Below are 21,739 nucleotides of genomic sequence, written 5' to 3'. Positions count from 1 at the left end.
TAACGCAACCAAATAGTATTAAACATGCCTTCAGCAACGAACAAACAAAACAAGGGGACAGCGGGGTCCGGTGAAGATCCCGTCAGCAAATACCCAAAGCCACCCTTTCCAAGAGCCCCGCAAGATGTGCCCGGCACCGAAAGTGCCATGAACCCAAAAGCCGACCACGGCGAACAATCGTACCGCGGCAAAAATCGATTGGTAGGCAAAGCGGCGATTATTACTGGCGGTGATTCGGGTATTGGTAAAGCCGTTGCCATCGCCTTCGCCCGCGAAGGAGCCGATGTGCTCATCTGTTACCTAGACGATGTAGAGGACCGAGATGCGGAAGATACGGTAAAACATATTAAAGAAGCAGGGCGCCAGGCTGTCGCCGTGAAGGGCGACATTAGCTCCGAAACCCATTGTCAGAAAATCATCGACACGGCGGTCGATAAGTTTGGCAAAATCGACATCATAGTCAATAATGCCGCCTACCAGATGTCTCGCGAAAAATTACAAGACATACCCGCATGGGAATGGGAAAAGACGTTTGCGGTAAATATGCACAGTATGTTTTACCTCTGCAAGGCCGCGGAACGGCACATGCCTCCTGGTGGAAGCATCATTAACACCACGTCGGTAAACGCCTACGAGCCCAACCCTACCTTGTTGCCCTATGCAGCGACCAAGGCTGCCATTCAAAATTTCACGTCCAACCTTAATCAACTGCTTTTGGAACAAGGGAAAGGCATCCGGGTAAATGCCGTGGCACCTGGTCCGATTTGGACGCCACTGATTCCATCGACCATACCGGATCATGAGCATTTCGGCGAAAACACACCATTTGGGCGCCCCGGGCAGCCGGCAGAAGTAGCGCCGGCTTATGTCTTCCTCGCCTCCGAGGAGGCGAATTACATTTCAGGCGCCACGCTTCCTGTTACGGGAGGACGGATCACGATATAATGAACACATCACGTCAAATTAAAAAAAGAATATGAAAACGTTGGGATTAGTATTAGCCTTTGGGCTTTTGATCGGAATGGCATCTTGTGGAAACATGAACGGCAACCGCGAGGATACGGAGGGAGCCGATTCGCTGTTCGGCGACTCGGTTGCAAATGATTCGGCGACTTGGGACACCATGGACGACACGTCGCGTACGACCGATTCGATGGCAAGTCCATCTTTTCCGTAATGGTCGCATATGATGGCTAAATTGCGGCCGTATTTCGCAATTCGCGCGTCAAATAGTTACCTTTGCGCAAAAGTAATTATATGACGTTATCACCATTGACCGCAATATCTCCCGTAGATGGTCGCTATCATCACGCCACCCAGGAATTAGCCGCTTATTTTTCCGAATATGCGCTCATTAAGTTCCGTGTATTTGTGGAGGTAGAATATTTCATCGGGTTATCAGCATGCGGCATACCGCAATTGCAGCATTTTGATGGAAGCCTCAACGCGAAGCTCCGTGATATTTATATAAATTTCAGCTTAGCCGATGCAGCGTGGATTAAAGACAAGGAAAAGGAGACCAACCACGATGTAAAAGCCGTGGAATATTTCCTCAAAGACCGGTTCGAAACACTTGGACTGACTGACTCGTTGGAATTCATCCATTTCGGATTAACGTCGCAGGACATCAATAACACCGCGGTGCCCTATGCCTGGAAGGAGGCGCTTTCCAACGTTTACCTTCCTCAGCTCAAAGCGTTCGTTACCGCATTGGAGCAACGGGCGGCCGAATGGGCAGCGGTGCCCATGCTGGCCCGCACACACGGCCAACCTGCATCTCCTACCCGGTTGGGTAAAGAGATCAGGGTTTTCATCGAACGGCTGAACCAGCAGTTACACCTCCTTGAGGGTATCCCCCATGCCGCAAAATTCGGCGGGGCCACCGGCAATTTCAATGCGCACTATGTGGCCTACCCGCACGTAGACTGGGTAGCCTTCGGCAATTCGTTCGTAAACGATACGTTGGGGTTGCACCGATCACAAACGACCACACAGATCGAACACTACGACCATTTCGCGGCACAATGTGATGCATTGAAACGTATCAACACCATTTTGATGGATATGTGTCGCGACATCTGGACCTACATCTCGATGGATTATTTCAAACAGAAGATTACGAAAGGACAAATTGGCTCTTCGGCCATGCCGCATAAGGTCAATCCGATCGACTTCGAAAATGCCGAGGGAAATTTGGGTATTGCCAATGCACTACTGGAGCACTTCGCTGCCAAACTTCCTATATCACGCTTACAGCGCGACCTCACCGATTCTACTGTCCTCCGCAATACTGGGGTGCCCGTAGCCCATACGTTGATCGCCATCAAGTCGGCAGCAAGAGGGTTGCAAAAGCTCATCCTCAACGAGGGCGCATTGAAGACCGACTTGGAACAAAATTGGGCCGTGGTGGCAGAGGCTATCCAAACCATCCTGCGGCGTGAGGGTTATCCCAAACCGTATGAAGCGTTGAAGGCGCTAACCCGTACCAACGATACGGTGACCCAAGATACCATCGCCGCTTTCGTGGAGACGCTGAATGTGAGCGCGGAAATAAAATCCGAGTTGAAGGCGATAACGCCTTGGAACTACACCGGCGTGTAACCTTTGACGATACGCTGACCCTAATTTTAGGGAAATATTGATATTTTTGTAAAAAACGACGAGAAAATGGCAACAATAAACGTATATACCGAATACACGCCCAACCCGGCAACCATGAAGTTTTTGGTTAACAAACTGTTGATTAATGGGAGTTTGGACTATCCCGATCGGGAAAAAGCGCAGGAGTCGCCATTTGCCCGCGAACTTTTCAAATTTAATTTCGTGAATGGCGTGTTCTTCGCCAGCAATTTTGTTACCGTCACGAAAACCGAGGACGCCGAGTGGGAAGACATCGAGGCCATCTTGAAAGACTTCGTCAAAGGTGCAGTAGAATCGGAGTTGAAAGTGCAAGAAGTGGACAAGGATGAAGATGTCGCCTTTGAGGGGTCGGAAACCGAAATCAAGATACAACAGATCTTGCATGATTATGTGCGGCCAGCCGTTGAGCAAGACGGTGGTGCGATTAGCTATGTCGCCTTCGAGGAAGGGCGGGTGCTGGTCGAACTGCGGGGCTCATGCAGTGGTTGCCCCTCCTCCATGATCACGCTCAAAGCCGGCATCGAAGGCCTGCTCAAGCGGATGGTGCCCGAAGTACAAGAAGTTGTAGCTGAAGCCATGTGATGAGGCATTTCAAATGGCAAATCGTTTTTGGCACCTTGTTGTTCGTTGCTGCCTGCGGTAGCCCATCCAACCAGACGAATAAAGAACCTACCAAAGCATCGCCAGAACCGGCTACCTCTTTGGCAAAAGAGCAGACGAAAAACATTCTCTTTTTCGGAAACAGCTTAACGGCCGGATATGGACTCGAAAGCCAAGAACTCGCCTTTCCAGGTATTATCCAGCAGTGGATAGATTCACTTGCTCTCCCCTATCGGGTCATCAACGGCGGATTGAGCGGTGAGACGACCGCGGCGGGAAAAGAGCGAATCGACTGGCTGCTCCGTGAGAAGGTCGACATCTTTGTGTTGGAGTTGGGCGCTAACGACGGGCTACGGGGCATACCCACACAAGAAACAAGCACCAACTTACAAGAGATCATCGATAAAGTAAAAACGCAGTATCCCGACTGCAAAATGGTGCTTACCGGTATGATGGTGCCACCTAGCATGGGCGGCGACTATGGAAAAGCATTCACGGCGATATTCCCCGCACTGGCGGAGGAAAACGACATGGCCTTTGTACCCTTCCTATTGGCCGATGTGGCCGGCGAAACCGATTTGAACCAACAAGATGGGATTCACCCCACCGAGGAAGGCCACCAAATCCTGGCTGAGCATGTATGGGAGGTGCTGGAGCCGTTACTCTGAAGCATGCAACGCTCCGAATTGGGGGCTGAAATCTCATAATTAATCCTTAACTTTAGCGCCAAAATCGTTAATAATCCCTTTTTTATAATGAGCGAAGAAATCACCAAATTAGAACGAGTTGCATCACAAGTAAGACGAGACATCGTCCGGATGGTCCACGCTTGCCAATCGGGACATCCCGGCGGGTCGCTTGGCTGTACAGATTTTTTCGTGGCGCTGTATTTCAGTACCATGGAGCGGAAATCCGGATTCGATATAGATGGTATTGGCGAGGATTTATTTTTTCTCTCCAACGGACATATCTCACCCGTATTTTACAGTACGTTGGCCCGGTCGGGCTATTTTGACGTAAGCGAATTAGCTACCTTCCGTAAAATCGATTCACGGCTCCAAGGGCACCCCACCACACACGAAGGGCTGCCGGGCATACGGATTGCATCGGGGTCGTTAGGCCAGGGGCTTTCTGTGGCTATCGGAGCTGCCCGGGCCAAAAAACTCAACAACGACGACCGTTTGGTATACGTGCTGATGGGTGATGGCGAACAGCAGGAAGGCCAGATTTGGGAGGCCGCTTTATATGCACCCCATAACAAAGTGGACAACCTTATCGCCACCATCGATTACAACGGCCAGCAGATCGACGGGGCTACAGACCAAGTGTTGTCGCTAGGCAATCTGAAAGCCAAATGGGAAGCGTTCGGCTGGGACGTGCTCGAGATGAACGGCAATGTAATGAGCGAGGTATTGGCCGGACTGGCCGAAGCCAAATCGCGTACCGGGAAAGGTAAACCGGTCATGATTCTCATGAAAACGGAAATGGGGAACGGCGTAGACTTTATGATGGGCTCGCACAAATGGCACGGCGTAGCACCTAATGATGAGCAACTGGCTTCAGCGCTTTCCCAATTGGAAGAAACAATGGGAGATTATTGATTTCAGACACTAGACGTTAGACGAATGAAACCTGCATAAATTGCCATAAACAAAAGGAAATAGTTAATTTGTGCAAGCTTCATCACCGATAAAGGACAAATTTCATTAGATGAAAAAATACACATATACAGATAAAAAAGACACTCGCTCAGGTTTTGGCGCGGGATTATTGGAAGTAGGCAAAAAAAATGATGATGTCGTAGCACTTTGTGCCGATTTAGTCGGCTCACTCAAGATGAACGACTTCATTAAGGAATTTCCGGAACGTTTTTTCCAAATCGGTATCGCAGAAGCTAATATGATGGGCATCGCCGCGGGGTTGACCATTGGCGGGAAGATCCCCTATACGGGCACGTTCGCTAATTTCTCCACCGGCCGCGTTTACGACCAAATCCGTCAATCGATCGCATACTCCGATAAAAATGTGAAAATCTGCGCATCGCATGCGGGTTTGACGCTGGGTGAAGACGGTGCGACCCACCAAATCCTAGAAGACATCGGACTGATGAAAATGCTGCCGGGGATGACGGTCATCAATCCGTGCGATTATAACCAGACCAAGGCGGCCACCATCGCCATCGCCGACCACCACGGCCCGGTTTACCTCCGCTTCGGCCGGCCGGTTGTACCCATCTTTACGGATCCAGACCAAAAGTTTGAGATTGGCAAGGCGTGGATGGTGAACGAGGGTGCCGATGTAAGCATCTTTGCCACCGGCCACTTAGTATGGGAAGCCATCCAAGCCGGCGAGCAGTTGGCGGAGCTGGGGATCGATGCGGAAATCATCAATATTCACACCATCAAGCCGCTGGACGAAGACGCGGTATTGAAGTCGGCAGCAAAGACCGGATGCGTGGTTACTGCCGAAGAGCATAACCGCCTTGGTGGGCTTGGCGACAGTATTGCACAGGTGTTGGCAAAAAACAATCCAACGCCACAAGAATACGTTGCCGTGGATGACAGCTTTGGCGAAAGTGGAACACCGGCCCAACTCATGGAAAAATACGGACTAAATGCCGCCAATATTGTGGCTGCCGTACAGCGTGTGCTCAAACGGAAGTAGAATTCGAAGCACGAACGCCGCACATACGATATGGAAGACGCTCAGATACTGGCAAGTTTTGCGGATAAGCACACGCGGGATGACGCATTTGGGCAGCTCCTGAAAAAATATCAGCAAAAAATCTATTGGCACGTGCGGCGTTTGGTCATCGATCACGATGATGCCGACGATCTAGTTCAGGATATATTTATCAAAGTATGGAAGAACTTGGAGAACTTCCGGGAAGATGCGCAGTTGTATACCTGGTTATACCGCATTGCAACCAATGAGTGCATCACGTTTCTCAATAAAAAGAAACAGCGGCATCAAGTATCGCTCGACGATGAAAGTTCTGCATATCTAGCTGAAACGCTAACCGACACGACATATTTCAACGGCGACGAAGCGCAGCTGAAACTACAGCAGGCATTGATCACGCTGCCGGAGAAACAACGCATGGTGTTTAACATGAAATATTTTGATGATTTGAAATACGAGGAGATATCTAACATTGTGGGCACCAGCGTAGGGGCACTAAAAGCGTCGTACCACCTGGCGGTAAAGAAAATAGCCCATTTTTTTGAAGAAAACGATTAAACCTTCACGTAACAGAAACATCTAAGGAGTACCATGAAGGAAAAACACACATACCACCACGTCGATGTTTCCGGCAAACTGCCCGAGGTATGGCGTGCGAACCCGTATACCGTGCCAAATGGTTACTTTGAAAACTTGCACCTCCGGACCATCCAAACGTGTAAAAACGCAGACATTCCCCCAAAAGCATTCGGTATTCCTGATGGTTATTTTGAGCAGTTAGCGGATAGCATAACCGCTAAAATCGCCGAACAGGCATTGAAAGCTACCGTGAATGAATCGGGGTTCGTTGTCCCAGACAATTATTTCAGTGCATCGGAACAACAGCTGGGTGCTATCTGTAAAATCAACGAACGCGTAACCGACACCGGGTTTACCGTGCCTGAGCGCTACTTCTACGCGCTGCCGCACCGGATTAAACGAAAGACCTACCAAGTCGCTCCACCCGTCCGTACACTCCGTCGCCCAAAATGGGTGGCTTATGCCGCTGCGGCCAGTATAGCGCTGGTATTGGGATTAATCGGCATGTTCAGAATCGCTCAAAATACATCCGAAACCAAAAGCCCGTTGGCATCGGTACCGGATGAGCAAATCGTCGATTACCTGGAGCTTTATGGCCCGCCAAACGATATGATTTATATCTCCGAACAGCTTGACGACTTTGATGTACAAAGCATTGGCGAAGGGATTAGCGACGAAGATATTGAAGCATACCTTAATCATACGTTGTAGCAATGACCGTCGCAAAATCATTTCATCTCATCGCATTAGCGCTGTTGCTGCCTGTCACCATAGCCGTGGCACAGGAAAGCAGGGCCGAGCGTTTTGAGCGAATAGAGGCGGAGAAAATCGCGTTTATCACCAAGGCGCTGAACCTAACCCCGTCTGAAGCCCAAAAATTCTTTCCGGTGTATAATCAATACCACAAGGAAATCTACAAGCTGAAGCAAGAAAGGCGTTCAACAAGGCGGCTCAGTGGCAAATCCGAATTGAAGAACAACGCCATACCCGGCGCCAGTTTTAACCGCACTGATCGGGATGTCCTTGCTTTCGATGCCAAGGAGCTAGAGGTAAAAAAAACGTACCGGAAACGCTTTGCCGCGGTTGTTGGCCAAGCCCGGGCATCGCGATTCTTTGAGGTCGAAGAGGAATTCCGGAATTACCTACTCCGCGAATTGCAGGAACGGCGGCGCGATCGCGGCCGTCCGTAAAATATTCCGTAGCTTTGCATATGCTTAGTAATCGGCAGCTTTTTCTCGCGAATACCGCCCAGACTTCTAATTCACCCCGACTTATCGAAATAGACCGCGCAGAAGGGGTATACCTATATGGCCCGGACGGCAAGCGATACATCGATCTGGTCTCCGGTTTTGCCGTAAGCAATATCGGCCACCGACATCCGCAAGTACTTGAGGCCATAGCCAACCAATTAGAACGGTTTCTGCATGTAACGGTATACGGCGAATTTGTACAAGCTCCGCAAGTAGCTCTGGCAACTCAGCTCCTTGCGGTCCTTCCCGAGCGTTTTGGCTCGGTCTATTTCACCAATTCGGGCACGGAAGCTACCGAAGGTGCCATGAAAATCGCTAAGAAATTTACGGGTCGGCGCCGAATCCTCGCTGCCGAAAAAGCCTACCATGGCAGCACTCAGGGCGCCTTGAGCCTTATCGGAAATCCAGCGTACCGTCAAGCTTACGCGCCCCTACTACCGGAAATCGATTTCATCCGCTACAATAACCACAGCGACATCGCGAAAATCGATACTTCCACCGCTGCCGTTATCCTAGAAGCGGTGCAGGGTGAGGCCGGCATACGCGTACCCGATGAATCTTATATGCATGCGGTGCGTAAGCGTTGCGATGAAACGGGTACTTTACTCATTTTCGATGAGATCCAAACGGGCTTTGGTCGCACCGGCAAACTATTCGCGTTTCAACACTACGGCATCGAACCGGATATTTTGCTCCTGGCAAAAGGCATGGGTGGCGGCATGCCGATCGGCGCATTCGTGGCCAATAAAACGGTGATGGATGTGATCAAAGACAACCCTATGCTGGGCCATATCACCACCTTTGGCGGCCATCCGGTCAGTTGTGCGGCTGCATTGGCATCGCTCAACGTAATCCTCAACGAACACCTTATCGATGATATTGAACGGAAAGCCCAGCTCTTCCGCCAACACCTACAGCACCCCTCAATCCGCGAAATTCGTGGAATCGGCTTTATGCTGTGCATCCAGCTGGACACGTTCGAACAGGTAGCGAGTGTGAGTAAATACTGTGCAGACAATGGGGTTATTATCGACTGGTTTTTGCATTGTGCAACAGCGTTGCGTATTTCGCCGCCGCTCGTTATCAGCGATGACGATATCGCCAAGGCCTGCCAAATCATTCTTAACGCCCTCGACCACGGTGACGGTCGCAAGTCCTAAGCCTAAGGCATTCAAATACTGCTCACTTATTTTACCGATGATGCAACATTGGCCGGGTTACCCACGTCTATTAGACAAAAGGAAAGGAAGCGAATAGGAGAACTGATGAAATTGCGTAACTAAAAGCATCATATTAAGAAAACGCGTTGGAAGCCTCATTCACTGATAAGCATCACGGACTGGTAGTGGCCTGCAAACAGGGCGACCGCCAATCGCAATTCAAATTGTATAATTTATACGCGAAAACAATGTATAATACCGCCCTGCGTATCGTACAAGATGAGGCTGAAGCCGCCGATGTGTTGCAAGAAGCGTTTATTGATGCGTTCGCCCGTTTGGATAGTTTCCGTCAAGAGAGCACATTCGGTCTTTGGATGAAGCAAATCGTGATAAACAAATCGATATCAACGTTGCGCAAACGGAAACTGGAATTGCAACCGCTTGAGGTTGGTGAAGAGCCGGCAAATGAAGAAGATGGTGAGAACGACATCGAACTGCAGGTGGCCACCATCAAACAGGCGATCAGTCGACTACCCGACGGGTATCGGTTAGTGCTCACGCTGTATCTATTGGAAGGATATGACCACGAGGAAATCGCCCATATCCTACGCATCAGCGAAGCGACGTCACGGAGCCAGTACCTCCGGGGAAAGCGGAGGCTACTGGATTACTTAGTAAACGGAATGGACAAGCATGGGAGCTGACATGAGAAAGGACTTGAAATCATTCATTCAAGAAAATAGGGAGGCGTTTGACGAGGCCACCCCGCCCCTACACCTTTGGCAAGAGATTGCCGGCGCGCTGGATGAACGGACCCCCCAAAAAACCGAAACACGAGGTCGAAAGCGTGTATGGATTATGCACGTATTGAAAGTTGCGGCCGTCACGTTTCTCGTGGGCACGGTTGGTATGCTGATTTACTTATACGGAAAAAGAGCGGCCTACCTCGACTATAGCAAGGTAAATCCCGATTTAGCCGCAGAACAACAGATATATGCCCAATTGGTCATTCAAAAGAAAGATTCGATTGCTTATATCGCGGCATCGAACCCCGCGCTATATGGCGAATTTTCGAAGGTGATCGATCAAATGGAATCAAATTACGATGTATTGAAACAAGAGTTCCCTAAAAGCCCAAATAGAGAGCTGACATTAGAAGCCATGATACGCAACCTGCAAGCCCAAATTGATATACTCAGCCAGCAATTGGATGTATTGAATGATATCAGGGACTCAAAAAACCAAACCCATGAAGAACAGATTTAAGGTTTATATCGCACTCTCGATGCTGCCATTGTCGCATCTCGCTCCCATCGATCACGAGCGCGAGCCGCTGGCACAAAAAATCGCCCTCGCAAATTTTATCTTTCAAAAAGAACGAGTAACCGAATATTCCTATCCGATCAATAGCCGCCAATCCGTTAGCGTCGATAACCGGTATGGTAAAATCACCACCCACAATTGGGCAAAAAGCGAAGTCAAGGTCATCGTCACCGTGCGTACCGCTGAAAACTCCGAGCGGCAGGCCCTGGAAGCGCTAGATCGCGTACGCATCGATGAATCCCGTTCCGGCGGTAACATCTCCTTCGAAACCGTTATTGAGTCGAGCGACTCGAATTGGTGGTCTATATTGACGAGCGGTGTGGGCGACCGTACCTTGCGCGTAGACTACGACATCTATTTGCCCAAGAAAAATGAACTGGTCCTCGCCAACCGATATGGCGCCATTGAACTGTCCGATCGCGATGGCCGCGTTGACGTATCTGTCAGTTACGGGAGTCTGCATGCCGGTCAATTGAATGGTTTGAACAATTCCTTATCAGTAGCCTATTCGACAGCAGATGTTGAGTACCTGAATGAAGGGTCCGTAAGTGTGCGCTATGGTGGGTTCACCTTATCCGAAACCGAAAAACTCACGTTGGCGATGAATTATTCCAGCGGTGGGAAAATCGGAAAAATCAACCGGCAAGCCGATATCAGCCTGCGGTACAGCAGCGGGTTTGAAATGGGTCTTAGCAGTTCGGTGCAGAAAGCGAGTGTAGCTGCAGCCTACTCCAATATCCACATTAGGCCATTGAGCGATGCCGCTTTCCATTTTGACGTTGCAGTGAGCTATGGGAAGTTTGATTATGATCACAACCGTATCCATATCGACAGCAAGGCCGAAAGCCATACGTCAGCCAGCTACACCGGTTATTGGAACAAAGCGGCGGATACTGACGTGAGCGTCAGCGTACGATACGGTGCGGTGAGTGTAAAATAACGAGAAAAGATCAACAACTAGCCGAATCGCTTCCGCAGGATCGCATACAATTTATCGACGGTCTCCGGCTTGTTGGCCCAATTGTTTTTCTGAGCATAGTTCGACTGCAAGAAACCGTCGGCAGACACAAAATCGTCATACCTATTCAGCAATTCGATCGCTTCGCTATAGGCTAGGCTATAGCCATTAAAAAGATCTTTGATAAAGAGCAATTTATCATTTAAGCTGATAGCCGATTTGATGTCCGAAATCCGTTCACCATCATGTTGAGCGGCCATTAACGGATTGGCACTGCCGGCCTTCCGCTGCGCTGAAAGGCGTTCGTTGAGCGAGAGTGGCCGTGCCGGTTTTTCGTCATCGGCTGAAGAAGTCGACGGTGTATCAACAGCATCGATTTCAACGGCTTTTTGTTCGATTACAACCTCTTCTGCAATGGTTTCATCTTCGCTTTCCGTTGCTTCACTTTCTTCCTCGACTTCTGCTTCTTCCACCACAGGTTCACGATGAGGTGCGGCTGCCGCTTCTGCTACCTCATCAGCTGCATTAGTTGTAATGTCATCATCGTTATCATCCACTGGCTCATCATCGCCCTCGTCATTGCCTTCATCATACGCGCCGTCGCCGCTATCGCTTGGAACATCCGTATCGATCTCCGGTTCATCCACCTCAATTTCATCCACCTCACTTTCGCCCTCCGGTGAGGTATCGGTTTCCGCATCTTCAGTACCCGGTGTGAAAACAATTTCGTCCGAATCCGCCGTTTCGGTATCTACATCGGTCTCCGTGTCACCATCAACGTCAGACGGGTCTTCAAGATTGTCCTCCACCTCTTGTATTGGTTCTTCCAATGCTCCGCTTTCGGCTTTCTCCAATTTATTATATACAGCTACATTCGCCGCAAAATAAGTTACCGTAGCCTCAAAAAGATCGGTCTTCAAACCATCTCCCGCTACCGTATCGTTTTCCAAATTGTCAAATTGGTTGTTAATATCCTTGAGTAAATCTGCTATTTTCCCTAAAACCTGCTGTTTTGTTGCCATGCTATTAAAACGTAATGCCGATAAAATGATGACTCAAAATTAACATTTAATTCTGATATTAGCGGGCTTCGTGGCGACAATTAATTGTGTTTCCGCATATAACAACGATACATCGTATGCTTTTTTCAGAAGATCGGTTGGTGCACAGACAAACATCCTATGGGAGCATTGAAGTGATTTGCGGGTCGATGTTTTCGGGCAAAACCGAGGAACTGATCCGTAGGGTGCGGCGCTCGCAGCTGGCAAAGTTACCGGTAGCGATTTTCAAGCCCGCTATGGACACCCGGTACCACGATACGGACATCATTTCGCACGACAGTAATAGCATACCGTCTACCCCGGTAAATCATTCGTCGGCCATTGTGCTATTGGGAAGCGTTGCCAAGGTGGTTGGTATCGACGAAGCACAGTTTTTTGACGACGGGTTGCCGGATGCATGCACGCAATTAGCCAATGCGGGGATTCGGGTAATCGTAGCCGGTTTGGACATGGATTTCAAAGGACAGCCCTTTGGCCCGGTACCAGCCCTCATGGCTATTGCCGAACACGTAACTAAGGTACATGCTGTCTGCGTGCGCTGTGGCGCACCGGCCAACTATTCTTACCGAATTACGGAAGACGACCAGCAGTTGCTTGTTGGCGAAAAAGACAGCTATGAGCCGCGTTGCCGTACCTGCTTCTTTAAGTCGAATTGAGCGCTGTTACAGCTTACTGATAATGGCGTCGCTCATGGGCTCTACCTTAGAGCGGAAACGATGAATGAGGCTCCCCTGTTCGTCGATCAGGAATTTTTCGAAATTCCATTTGATTTCACCCGTAAAATCGGGATTTTCTTCAGCGGTGAGGTACGCGAACAACGGCGATATATCTTTTCCTTTGACGCTGCTTTTCTCGGCCAGCAAAAACGTCACACCAAAGTTCTTTTCGCAAAACCCTTTGATCTCGGTATTACTTCCGGGCTCCTGCCCGCCGAAGTTATTTGCGGGAAAACCAATCACCACCACCTTGTCGCCGTATTTTTCTGCGAGCGCCTGCAGCCCGGCGTACTGCTTGGTAAAACCACATTCTGAAGCAGTGTTGACCAACAACAATTTCTTCCCTTCAAACTGGGAGAGATTGATTTCCTTTCCATCAATCGATGTGACGGTAAATTGGTATACATTGTCTGCTGGTGCAGCACCCATCATCATCGCGCCCATTATTAACATAGCTACTTTCATGTGTTAAAAATTTAATGTTATATTTCTTGTTGCTAAAACCGTTGCTATACTCAAGCGTGTATTTCGTAGTCTTTCTCGCGCTGGATAATGTGGTTAAATAACTCATTAATCGGGCGTCTTAACACTTTACCCATCTTCACACCACGTTGCTCACATACCTCCCGCAATTGCTCGATGAAAAAATAAGCTATCGACCCCACGAAATGGCACACATAGTCGCCGTGATCCGGAAACGGCTTTATATTGGTCGTAATGAAGTCGGTAAAGCCCTTTCTGAGCAGCTCATCTATGAAGGGGTGGTCGTTGTATGCCGCCATGAATAGGGCAAATGAAGCGAGGTAAGCATTGGGCGTAGCACGCTGGTATACGTTTTTGATAACAATTTCTTTGTTGAGCCGGTATTTAGCCGCAAACTCGGTTGAAAGGTCGGCAGGCATGGCTCCATACAAAAATTGAGTAATCAGTTGCTTTCCAAACCACACACCCGAGCCCTCGTCGCCCAGTACATAACCAATCCCCTGTTGGGTAGGGAGCACCTCCTCACCATCGAAAAAACTAACGTCAGAACCGGTACCCAGTGTTGCGATATAACCTTTCCTATTCCCGCAGGTGGCATAGGCGGCGCCCACCAAATCGGTTTCCACCGAAATAAATGCGTTCAAAAACAACTGTGACAGCGCATTGGAAACCATTTCGCGCCGATCGGGGCTGGTGCATCCCGACCCGAAAAAATAAACTTCCGTTACCTGCTCCGCGTGGGGAAGGATTTCGTTTGCATTCTGGATAATCTTCGCAATATCCTTTTCATTCACAAAAAAAGGGTTCAACCCTTTCGTCGTAAATGACAGCCGCTTGCCATCGGGCAGTGCCAGCATCCAATCCGACTGCGATGAACCGCTATCTGCTACTAATATCATTGAATTATCTTTATTGTATAGCTCAATTCGGGATATCAAATTTAGCTAAAGTTGCGTTCATATGCAACAATAACGCCGGGAAATAAAAGGGCTCAATCTGCCTCGAGTACGCCAGCGATCTGCTTTAACGTTATTTCGGCCAACTTCGCCTGGTACTGCGCGGTGCTGTAGCGGGTGCTAGCATCCACAAAGTTACGCTGCGCTTCACGGAACTCCACCGGAGCAATACTTCCCAGCTTAAACTTTTCCAGCGTAATGTCCATATTCTCCCTGGCAATGTCTTTATTCCGCTCTTCCAGTCGCACCAGCTCCAGGTTCATCAAATACGTTTGGTATGCCGCCAGCAGCTGCGCATTGATTTGCTCCTCGATTTTATCCACCTCGATTTCGGCGGCATCCAGCATCAATTCGGCATTCCGCTCGTTTCTCCGCTGTAAAAACCCGTTGAAAATATTCATCGACGCGGAAATACCATAGTTGAGTCCGTTGTTGTGCGATTGCGTGGAAAAACCCAATTCTGCGGCGGAGCGGGATCGGGTATAGGCCGAAGAAACCCGTACCACAGGATACCGCTCGCCTTTCACACGCTTCAATTCCAACTGACTGATCCGATGGTTTACCAAGGCCGACTGTAAGGTCGGGTTCAGCCGTTTTGCCTGTTCCGCCAACGATTCGTAGTGAAGGTCGCTAGCAATTAATATGGTGTCGGCAACACTGAAATCCGTGCTTACATCCCGCGCCAGCAACTCATTGAGCCTAATTTGGGTGGTTCGATAAAGGTCGCGCTGGCGCAGTAAATTGGTGGTATCGGTGTTCAGGTCTACGCTGGCCGCCAATACTTCCAGTTTGGAAGCTCGACCAATCTGATACCGGTTTTCGGCCGTTTCGTGGCGAAAGGCAGACAATTCCAAAGCGGTCTGCGTGGCCTTGATGAGCTGTTGTTGCTGCACCAGGTCGAAATATCCGCTTACCACCTCGTATACGGTCGATAAAATGGCGGCTTTCAAGTCGGCCTCACCCAATTGCCGCATGGCTTTGAGTTGATCATAGCGGGTAAACATCTGAAGCCCATCGAAAATGGTCCAATCCAAGCTCACGCCATACGCCATCGACCGGCTTCGGGCCCCACGCAGTGCACGGGTTTCGCCGCTCAGCAGCGTCTGCGTAGTATTCTGGATACTTGCTGCTGCCGAGACATCGCCACTAACCGATGGCAACATACCGGCATTCCCGATGTGCACATTGTTGATGGCTACATCGGCGTCTTTTGCTACCAACCGGATATCGTAATTATTCTCCAGTGCAATAGCTACCGCCTCTTCCATGGTAAGCACCGGCTGACTTATTCCCAGTAAGGGAATACAAAACAACGCAACAATAATCAGTCGTTTCATCTAACTATTTTTCTTTTATTGGCCGATGAGGGCTCGAACCTCTCGGTTCATAACGAATGTTCACCAGCCATTACTTCTTCCACACGTTTGGCTTCTTCCAAATCAGCATTGGGTTTGTATTCGCGCGACCACATCGCGTACACAGCTGGGATAATATATAAGGTAAGTATCAGCGAAAACAGGGTACCACCCACGATAACCACCCCCATTCCGACACGGCTAGTGGCCGCTGCGCCAAAGGCCATCGCAATGGGCAATGCGCCCAGGGAAATGGCCAAGCTCGTCATGAGGATGGGGCGGAGCCGCGCCTCCGCAGCTTCGATAATCGCCTGCCGAACCGGTCTGCCGCGCTCTTTGAGTTGGTTGGCAAATTCAACGATGAGAATCCCGTTTTTCGTGACCAGCCCAATGAGCATCACGGTACCGATTTGACTAAAAACATTCCACGATTGCCCGGTTAGCCATAGCGAAAGCATCGCACCGGCTACCGCCATGGGTACGGTAAGGATAATAATGATGGGGTCGAGAAAACTTTCAAACTGGGCGGCAAGAATGAGATAGACCAGTAATAGGGCCAAACCAAAAGCAAACAGTGCGTTTGAGCTACTTTCCTTAAAATCGCGGGATTCCCCGCCTAAGTCGGTCGAGAAGCTATCATCGAGTACCTCATCCGCAATACGATCCATGGCATTGATACCATCTTCGATGGTTTGCCCCCGCGCCAGCGATGCGGAAACCGTGGCCGACATAAACCGGTTATTGTGATACAGCTGCGGCGGACTGCTTTGTTCGACCATATTAACGAGGTTGTCCAACTGGATCAGCTCACCGGTACTACTCCGCACGAAAATGGTGGCCAAATCGAGCGGTGAGCTTCTGTCCTGGTCAGAAAACTGACCGATCACCTCGTATTGCTTACCGTTCATCAGGAAATACGCAAACCGCTGCCCGCTCAGCGAAAGCTGTAAGGTTTGTGCAACATCCAGTACGGAAACGCCCAAACTTTGGGCCTTGTCTCTATCAATACTGACATTGAGCTCCGGTCGATTGAATTTGAGGTCCACATCCACATTGGCAAAGGTGGGATCGGCCGTAGCTTTATCCATAAATTCGGGGATTTTCTCCTCCAGCTTTCCAAAATTAGGCGCTTGGATAATGTATTGGATGGGCATCCCCCCTCGCCTACCTACCGATATGGTGGGTTGTTGGGAGATAAATGTTCGCGCCTCGGTATACCGGCCGGTTTGCCGTGACAATGCTTCCGCTATCTCGTCTTGCGAACGCTCCCGGTCTTCAGGGGGTACCAAACCGATGCGCATCCGGCCGGTATTGGCCGATCCGGTCCCTGCCCACCCCGGCGACGTGTTGACCATGTTCACTGCTTTCTCCGGAACGGAGTCGTTCACCAATTCAATCAGCTCCAGCATGAAACGGTCCATGTATTCAAATGTGCTACCCTCGGGTGCCGTGATACTGGCCCGCAACAGGCTACGGTCTTCATACGGCGCGGTCTCTTTACGCAAATGCACCCAGAACCATGCGATAAGGGCAAAACAAACCGCCAAAATGGGAAAACTCACCCATTTGGCCCGCATGAAACGTCGCAATGAGTTAGCATAGCCCGTCGTCATCTTCACGAAATAGGGCTCCGTAACCGTGTAAAACCACGAATGCTTCGCTCCCTTGCGCATCAAGTATGCATTGAGCATGGGCGTGAGGGATAAGGATACGAATGCTGAAATCAATACGGCCGCAGCGATGACCACCCCGAACTCTCGAAACAACCGCCCCACGAAGCCCTCCATAAACATCACCGGCAAGAACACGGCAGCCAACGTTACCGAGATGGAAATCACGGCAAAGAAAATCTCATTTGCTCCCTTGATTGCCGCCATAATCGGCGACATGCCCTCTTCCACTTTTTTGTAAATATTCTCGGTAACCACAATTCCGTCGTCGACCACCAATCCGGTAGCCAGTACGATCGCCAACAGCGTCAACACGTTGACAGAATAGCCAAACAGATACATCACGAAAAACGTGGCAATCAACGATACCGGTATATCGATCAACGGCCGGAACGCAATGGCCCAGTCGCGGAAGAACAGGAAAATAATCAGGATGACCAATATCAGGGCGATAACGATGGTTTCGGCCACTTCGGTAACCGACTTTTTGATAAATAATGTATTATCTATCGCCACATCCATCACAATGTCGGAGGGCACCTCGTTTCGGAGCTGTTCGAGTCGCTCATAAAACACATTGGCAATATCGATATAATTGGTGCCGGGTTGGGGCACAATGGCGATCGCCGCCATGATGGAATTGGACTCCCTAAACTCGCTCTTCAGGTTCTCCGGGCCCAGCACGGCGGTGCCGATGTCGCCAAACCGGACAATCCGATCGCCCTCGGACCGGATAATCAGGTTATTAAACTCCTCCTCGGTGGTCAGGTTCCCTACGGTCTTTATCGCCAACTCGGTGTTCTCTCCCATGATCTTGCCCGAGGGTAACTCTACATTTTGGCGGTTCAGGGCATTTCGCACATCCAATGGGGTAAGGCCGTACGCCGACAGCCGCAGCGGATCGATCCATAAGCGCATCGCATAGCGCTTTTCGCCCCATATCCGGACCGAACTCACCCCGGGCAGGGTTTGCATACGCTGGGCAATCACATTATCGGCAATTTCGCCAAGTTCGAGCGGAGTCCGCGACTCGCTTTGCACCGTCATCACGATGATGGGATCGGAATCGGCATCAGCTTTGGATATCACTGGTGGCGCATCGATATCCTGTGGTAAGCCACGCATGGCCTGCGAAACCTTATCGCGTACGTCGTTGGCCGCCTCTTCGAGGTCCTTACTCAACACGAACTCGATGTTAATACGGCTGGAGCCCTGGCTACTGGATGACGATATGTTGCGAATGCCATCGATTTGATTAATCGATCGCTCCAGCGGTTCCGTAATCTGCGATTCGATGATATCGGGGTTGGCCCCGGCGTAGTTGGTCCGTACAGACACAATCGGCGGATCGATGGATGGAAATTCACGGACACCCAAAAATGTGTATCCGATCACGCCGAATAAAATCAGCATCAGGTTCATCACAATGGTGAGAACCGGCCTTTTAATACTGGTGGTGGAGAGACTCATGCGCTTACGATTTAATCCGATTCATCAACCTTTATCGTTACCACCATCCCATCAGCAAGCGACATAATGCCTGAGGTCAGCACCGTATCGCCAATCGCTACCCCATCGGTAATCAATACGTCCGTACTGGTCCGATCTTCAGCTTCTACGGGTGTTGCAGCGGCCTTACCGTTTTTCAATAGAAACACCTGTTTGCCATTTTGCACTGGAATGACGGCCTCGGTAGGTACCAGCACCGCGTCTTCCGTATGGTCCAGTGGCAACTCGATACGTGCGAAAGCGCCGGGAAATAATCGCTCTTCCGGATTGTCAGCAATCGCACGGATGCTGATGGTCCGCGTGGCCGCATCCACCCCCGGTTCAATGGCGTAAATTTCGGCGTGGTATCTCGCTTCCGACCCGCTGACACTAAACGTTAAGCCCTGCCCTACCTTTATTTGGGCGCTGTACTTTTCAGGCACCGAAAACAACACCTTAATCGGGTTTATACTCAATAAATTGGCCACCACGGTGGATGGGGTGAGGTATTCGCCTTCCGAAATCGACCGGAGACCGATCTTACCGCTGAATGGCGCACGAACGGTGGTCTTGGCTATCTGGGCGCGGATCAACTCGGTTTGGGCTTTCGCCGATTCATAATCGGCATGGGCCACATCATACTCCTGCTGGCTAATCGCTTCTTTTTGTAATAAAAGGCGCGCGCGCTTCTCATTGTCCGCTGCCAATTGCTCACTGCTCTGCGCTTGGATGAGGCGAGCCTGCAATTCAGAATCATCGATGCGCAGCAGTACCTGGCCTTTTTGCACCGCAGACCCCTCTCGGAATGTCAATGCCCTCACAATGCCCGATACTTCACTGCGGATTTGAACCTGCTCATTGGATTCAATGGACCCCGATAGGGTAATGGTGTTGGAAAACGCACGGGGTACCACCACCACCGCATTGACGGTCATTGGCCCACTGCTTTGTTCGGGTGCTGCAACTTTAGGTTTAGGATTACGCGTAAGCCAATAACTTATGGCGGCCACAGCAACGATAGCTATCGCGATAAAAAAGTACTTTTTCTTCATTTTAGTATCTGAAAGTGGGGTGTAAGGGCACACCTACATCCGCAAAAAACATAAATATACAGCTTTCTGCCAGCCAAAACTACTGGAATCATCAAGTATTTCGTAGCTGTATCACATTTTTTACGGAAAAACTTGCCACCTGGCGCAACGCTATGCCGGGCGGCCACTAAATGTACATGGAAACCACGCGCTAACACCGACGTATTCCTTGAACATCTATAATTTGGTTAAAATTCGTCTTTCAGCCGCTCATACAGTCGGCCAAATAATTCAAAGCTTTCCATGTATCGGCGATGGGCATGGGTATCGGGTTCGTAAACCGCATTGGCCGATTGGTTACCAACCATATCAAACCCCGATGTCTTCCCCAATGCCTTCAGCACGACCATACAGGCACCTTTGGCCGCATCCTGCACCCCTTCTTCCGACACGACCACACGTTTATTGAAAACGTCGGCTAACAACTGTACCCAAAAAGGAGCTCGTGCAAACCCGCCGTTGGCGTGGATAACCTTGATGGGACTAGCGAGCTCTTCGAGTGCCGTGCCCACACTATACAGTCCGTATACAATCCCTTCCAGCACGGCTCTGGTGAAATGCGCCTTGGTATGGTGCAGTTGCACACCGAAAAAGAGCCCTTTTGCATTCGCATTCCAATATGGCGCCCGTTCGCCTGCAAGATAGGGCAAAAACAGCAGCCCATCGGCACCAGTTGCAACGGTCGATGCTTCTGCTATGAGCTGTTGGTATCCGCCCGATCCCGCCTGCCCCTCCCCACCGAAGGTATCGCGGTACCAACGAAACACCATGCCGCCGCTATTTACGGCCCCGCCTACCACAAACAAGCGTTTGGTAAGCACATAGCAGAATGTACGGGCTTTTTTGTCCGTTTGAGGCGTTTGTGCCACCATGCGTATCGCTCCGCTGGTACCGATGGTTACCGCCGCCACACCAGGATGCACGGCGCCGGCGCCCAAATTGGCCAAACAGCCATCACTGCCCCCAACGACGAATGGCGTATCTTCAGGGATGCCCATCTCGCTGGCCAACTGTGCAGGCAGCCCCGATAACGTGTGGGTAATCGGAACCGGCTCGGAAAGTTGTGTTGCATCAATACCGGCCAGTTCCAATGCCGGACGGTACCATTGGAAGGCGTGGATATCAAAGAGCCCCGTTGCCGATGCAATGGATTCATCTACCACGTACCGGCCAAACAACCGGTAGAAGACATACTCTTTGATGGAAATGAATTTCCGGGCCGCCTCGAAGATGGCCGGCATTTCCGTCTGTAGCCAACAAAGCTTGCAGAGTGGCGACATGGCGTGGATAGGCGTACCGGTTTTCAAATAATTGTCAAGCCCTTTATCCGTGCGTTTAAGTTCCGCTGCAAACGAAGCACTGCGCGTATCGGCCCAGATGATGCAGTTGGTCAGCGGTTGATCGTGCGCGTCCATGGCGATAAGCCCGTGCATGGCACTACTAAACCCAATGGCGATGTGCTCCCCCCGCCCGCCGTTGCCCTTCACCTTCACCACCAGCTGAGCAATGGCATTAACGACAGCGTCGAACAGCACGGCCGGATCCTGCTCGAACCATCCCGGTTGGGGGGTCATCAACTCATAATCGACTTGCTCATGCGCTAGCACATGTCCTTCTGAGTGGAAGGCCACGGCTTTGGTCGCTGAAGTTCCGATATCTACACCGATAATGATGTCCATTGGCGAAGGGTAGTTACCTCACAAACATAGATAAATTGCTTTGGAAAT

22 protein-coding genes are annotated in these 21,739 nt (G+C 50.3%); 15 read left to right on the top strand and 7 right to left on the bottom strand.

The features are described 5' to 3' along the window. The first annotated feature begins 24 nt into the window (after positions 1 to 24). The 14 genes from U9S71_RS03445 to U9S71_RS03380 all read left to right on the top strand — a co-directional run bounded on the left by U9S71_RS03445 (position 25) and on the right by U9S71_RS03380 (position 11,174). Positions 25 to 945 carry an SDR family oxidoreductase gene (locus U9S71_RS03445; protein WP_326325255.1) on the top strand — a complete coding sequence of 307 codons (921 nt, stop codon included), beginning with the start codon at positions 25 to 27 and terminating at the stop codon, positions 943 to 945. 31 nt (positions 946 to 976) lie between these two features. Next, positions 977 to 1,177, top strand: a complete 201-nt coding sequence (locus U9S71_RS03440; protein WP_326325254.1) for a hypothetical protein — start codon at positions 977 to 979, stop codon at positions 1,175 to 1,177. An 80-nt stretch (positions 1,178 to 1,257) separates the two neighbouring features. After that, positions 1,258 to 2,601, top strand: a complete 1,344-nt coding sequence (gene purB / locus U9S71_RS03435) for an adenylosuccinate lyase (RefSeq protein WP_326325252.1) — start codon at positions 1,258 to 1,260, stop codon at positions 2,599 to 2,601. Between the two features lie 66 nt (positions 2,602 to 2,667). Further along, entirely contained in the window at positions 2,668 to 3,222 is a 555-nt protein-coding gene (locus U9S71_RS03430; protein ID WP_326325251.1) for a NifU family protein, read from the top strand. Continuing rightward, positions 3,222 to 3,908: an arylesterase gene (locus tag U9S71_RS03425; RefSeq protein ID WP_326325249.1), complete on the top strand. Its 687-nt coding sequence runs from the start codon at positions 3,222 to 3,224 to the stop codon at positions 3,906 to 3,908. Before U9S71_RS03430 ends, U9S71_RS03425 begins: the two co-directional genes overlap by 1 nt. An 87-nt stretch (positions 3,909 to 3,995) precedes the next feature. Then, positions 3,996 to 4,841 carry a transketolase gene (locus tag U9S71_RS03420; protein WP_326325248.1) on the top strand — a complete coding sequence of 282 codons (846 nt, stop codon included), beginning with the start codon at positions 3,996 to 3,998 and terminating at the stop codon, positions 4,839 to 4,841. 109 nt (positions 4,842 to 4,950) lie between these two features. Further along, entirely contained in the window at positions 4,951 to 5,904 is a 954-nt protein-coding gene (locus U9S71_RS03415; RefSeq protein ID WP_326325246.1) for a transketolase family protein, read from the top strand. A 30-nt stretch (positions 5,905 to 5,934) separates the two neighbouring features. Next, positions 5,935 to 6,480 (top strand): RNA polymerase sigma factor, encoded by a 546-nt coding sequence (locus U9S71_RS03410; protein WP_326325245.1) that lies wholly within the window; start codon positions 5,935 to 5,937, stop codon positions 6,478 to 6,480. A 33-nt stretch (positions 6,481 to 6,513) separates the two neighbouring features. After that, positions 6,514 to 7,212 (top strand): hypothetical protein, encoded by a 699-nt coding sequence (locus U9S71_RS03405; protein ID WP_326325244.1) that lies wholly within the window; start codon positions 6,514 to 6,516, stop codon positions 7,210 to 7,212. A gap of 2 nt (positions 7,213 to 7,214) precedes the next feature. Next, positions 7,215 to 7,691: a hypothetical protein gene (locus U9S71_RS03400; protein WP_326325243.1), complete on the top strand. Its 477-nt coding sequence runs from the start codon at positions 7,215 to 7,217 to the stop codon at positions 7,689 to 7,691. Between the two features lie 20 nt (positions 7,692 to 7,711). Beyond that, entirely contained in the window at positions 7,712 to 8,911 is a 1,200-nt protein-coding gene (locus tag U9S71_RS03395) for an aspartate aminotransferase family protein (RefSeq protein WP_326325242.1), read from the top strand. 146 nt (positions 8,912 to 9,057) lie between these two features. Continuing rightward, positions 9,058 to 9,615 carry an RNA polymerase sigma factor gene (locus tag U9S71_RS03390; RefSeq protein ID WP_326325241.1) on the top strand — a complete coding sequence of 186 codons (558 nt, stop codon included), beginning with the start codon at positions 9,058 to 9,060 and terminating at the stop codon, positions 9,613 to 9,615. 1 nt (position 9,616) lies between these two features. Next, complete coding sequence (locus U9S71_RS03385) at positions 9,617 to 10,177, top strand: hypothetical protein (protein ID WP_326325239.1); 561 nt, start codon at positions 9,617 to 9,619, stop codon at positions 10,175 to 10,177. Then, on the top strand, positions 10,161 to 11,174 hold the full coding sequence (locus U9S71_RS03380) for a hypothetical protein (RefSeq protein WP_326325238.1): 1,014 nt from the start codon (positions 10,161 to 10,163) through the stop codon (positions 11,172 to 11,174). The genes U9S71_RS03385 and U9S71_RS03380 overlap by 17 nt, the downstream gene beginning before the upstream one ends. Positions 11,175 to 11,191: 17 nt before the next feature. Here U9S71_RS03380 and U9S71_RS03375 read toward each other — a convergent pair whose 3' ends face one another. Further along, positions 11,192 to 12,214, bottom strand: a complete 1,023-nt coding sequence (locus U9S71_RS03375) for a DUF8457 domain-containing protein (protein WP_326325237.1) — start codon at positions 12,212 to 12,214, stop codon at positions 11,192 to 11,194. Positions 12,215 to 12,330: 116 nt separating this feature from the next. Between U9S71_RS03375 and U9S71_RS03370 the strand changes: the two genes are divergently transcribed. Beyond that, complete coding sequence (locus U9S71_RS03370; protein WP_326325235.1) at positions 12,331 to 12,909, top strand: thymidine kinase; 579 nt, start codon at positions 12,331 to 12,333, stop codon at positions 12,907 to 12,909. A 6-nt stretch (positions 12,910 to 12,915) separates the two neighbouring features. On the opposite strand, the gene U9S71_RS03365 is transcribed toward U9S71_RS03370, so the two are convergent. The 6 genes from U9S71_RS03365 to U9S71_RS03340 all read right to left on the bottom strand — a co-directional run bounded on the left by U9S71_RS03365 (position 12,916) and on the right by U9S71_RS03340 (position 21,691). Beyond that, complete coding sequence (locus tag U9S71_RS03365) at positions 12,916 to 13,434, bottom strand: glutathione peroxidase (RefSeq protein WP_326325233.1); 519 nt, start codon at positions 13,432 to 13,434, stop codon at positions 12,916 to 12,918. Between the two features lie 50 nt (positions 13,435 to 13,484). Further along, positions 13,485 to 14,351, bottom strand: a complete 867-nt coding sequence (locus tag U9S71_RS03360; RefSeq protein ID WP_326325231.1) for an N-acetylglucosamine kinase — start codon at positions 14,349 to 14,351, stop codon at positions 13,485 to 13,487. Positions 14,352 to 14,443: 92 nt separating this feature from the next. Further along, positions 14,444 to 15,745, bottom strand: coding sequence for a TolC family protein (locus U9S71_RS03355; protein WP_326325229.1), 1,302 nt, complete (start codon positions 15,743 to 15,745; stop codon positions 14,444 to 14,446). A 47-nt stretch (positions 15,746 to 15,792) separates the two neighbouring features. Next, positions 15,793 to 18,903 (bottom strand): efflux RND transporter permease subunit, encoded by a 3,111-nt coding sequence (locus U9S71_RS03350; protein ID WP_326325228.1) that lies wholly within the window; start codon positions 18,901 to 18,903, stop codon positions 15,793 to 15,795. Between the two features lie 11 nt (positions 18,904 to 18,914). Then, positions 18,915 to 19,973 carry an efflux RND transporter periplasmic adaptor subunit gene (locus U9S71_RS03345; protein WP_326325226.1) on the bottom strand — a complete coding sequence of 353 codons (1,059 nt, stop codon included), beginning with the start codon at positions 19,971 to 19,973 and terminating at the stop codon, positions 18,915 to 18,917. A gap of 227 nt (positions 19,974 to 20,200) precedes the next feature. Beyond that, complete coding sequence (locus U9S71_RS03340; RefSeq protein WP_326325224.1) at positions 20,201 to 21,691, bottom strand: gluconokinase; 1,491 nt, start codon at positions 21,689 to 21,691, stop codon at positions 20,201 to 20,203. Between the last annotated feature and the right edge of the window lie 48 nt (positions 21,692 to 21,739).

Origin of the sequence: Parapedobacter flavus (assembly GCF_035818675.1) — a bacterium.
Taxonomy (GTDB): Bacteria; Bacteroidota; Bacteroidia; order Sphingobacteriales; family Sphingobacteriaceae; genus Parapedobacter; species Parapedobacter flavus.
The sequence above is the reverse complement of the archived record's forward strand: the minus strand, read 5'-3'. Positions and strand labels throughout refer to the sequence as shown.

What these genes read in the sequence shown, in the direction of transcription:
- U9S71_RS03430 (WP_326325251.1), top strand. Translation starts at nt 2,668, where the DNA reads ATGGCAACAATAAACGTATATACCGAATACACGCCCAACCCGGCAACC.
- U9S71_RS03410 (WP_326325245.1), top strand. Translation starts at nt 5,935, where the DNA reads ATGGAAGACGCTCAGATACTGGCAAGTTTTGCGGATAAGCACACGCGG.
- U9S71_RS03440 (WP_326325254.1), top strand. Translation starts at nt 977, where the DNA reads ATGAAAACGTTGGGATTAGTATTAGCCTTTGGGCTTTTGATCGGAATG.
- U9S71_RS03415 (WP_326325246.1), top strand. Translation starts at nt 4,951, where the DNA reads ATGAAAAAATACACATATACAGATAAAAAAGACACTCGCTCAGGTTTT.
- U9S71_RS03425 (WP_326325249.1), top strand. Translation starts at nt 3,222, where the DNA reads ATGAGGCATTTCAAATGGCAAATCGTTTTTGGCACCTTGTTGTTCGTT.
- U9S71_RS03360 (WP_326325231.1), bottom strand. Translation starts at nt 14,351, where the DNA reads ATGATATTAGTAGCAGATAGCGGTTCATCGCAGTCGGATTGGATGCTG.
- purB (WP_326325252.1), top strand. Translation starts at nt 1,258, where the DNA reads ATGACGTTATCACCATTGACCGCAATATCTCCCGTAGATGGTCGCTAT.
- U9S71_RS03405 (WP_326325244.1), top strand. Translation starts at nt 6,514, where the DNA reads ATGAAGGAAAAACACACATACCACCACGTCGATGTTTCCGGCAAACTG.
- U9S71_RS03420 (WP_326325248.1), top strand. Translation starts at nt 3,996, where the DNA reads ATGAGCGAAGAAATCACCAAATTAGAACGAGTTGCATCACAAGTAAGA.
- U9S71_RS03365 (WP_326325233.1), bottom strand. Translation starts at nt 13,434, where the DNA reads ATGAAAGTAGCTATGTTAATAATGGGCGCGATGATGATGGGTGCTGCA.
- U9S71_RS03445 (WP_326325255.1), top strand. Translation starts at nt 25, where the DNA reads ATGCCTTCAGCAACGAACAAACAAAACAAGGGGACAGCGGGGTCCGGT.
- U9S71_RS03395 (WP_326325242.1), top strand. Translation starts at nt 7,712, where the DNA reads ATGCTTAGTAATCGGCAGCTTTTTCTCGCGAATACCGCCCAGACTTCT.
- U9S71_RS03400 (WP_326325243.1), top strand. Translation starts at nt 7,215, where the DNA reads ATGACCGTCGCAAAATCATTTCATCTCATCGCATTAGCGCTGTTGCTG.
- U9S71_RS03345 (WP_326325226.1), bottom strand. Translation starts at nt 19,973, where the DNA reads ATGAAGAAAAAGTACTTTTTTATCGCGATAGCTATCGTTGCTGTGGCC.
- U9S71_RS03370 (WP_326325235.1), top strand. Translation starts at nt 12,331, where the DNA reads ATGCTTTTTTCAGAAGATCGGTTGGTGCACAGACAAACATCCTATGGG.
- U9S71_RS03380 (WP_326325238.1), top strand. Translation starts at nt 10,161, where the DNA reads ATGAAGAACAGATTTAAGGTTTATATCGCACTCTCGATGCTGCCATTG.
- U9S71_RS03340 (WP_326325224.1), bottom strand. Translation starts at nt 21,691, where the DNA reads ATGGACATCATTATCGGTGTAGATATCGGAACTTCAGCGACCAAAGCC.
- U9S71_RS03355 (WP_326325229.1), bottom strand. Translation starts at nt 15,745, where the DNA reads ATGAAACGACTGATTATTGTTGCGTTGTTTTGTATTCCCTTACTGGGA.
- U9S71_RS03350 (WP_326325228.1), bottom strand. Translation starts at nt 18,903, where the DNA reads ATGAGTCTCTCCACCACCAGTATTAAAAGGCCGGTTCTCACCATTGTG.
- U9S71_RS03375 (WP_326325237.1), bottom strand. Translation starts at nt 12,214, where the DNA reads ATGGCAACAAAACAGCAGGTTTTAGGGAAAATAGCAGATTTACTCAAG.
- U9S71_RS03385 (WP_326325239.1), top strand. Translation starts at nt 9,617, where the DNA reads ATGAGAAAGGACTTGAAATCATTCATTCAAGAAAATAGGGAGGCGTTT.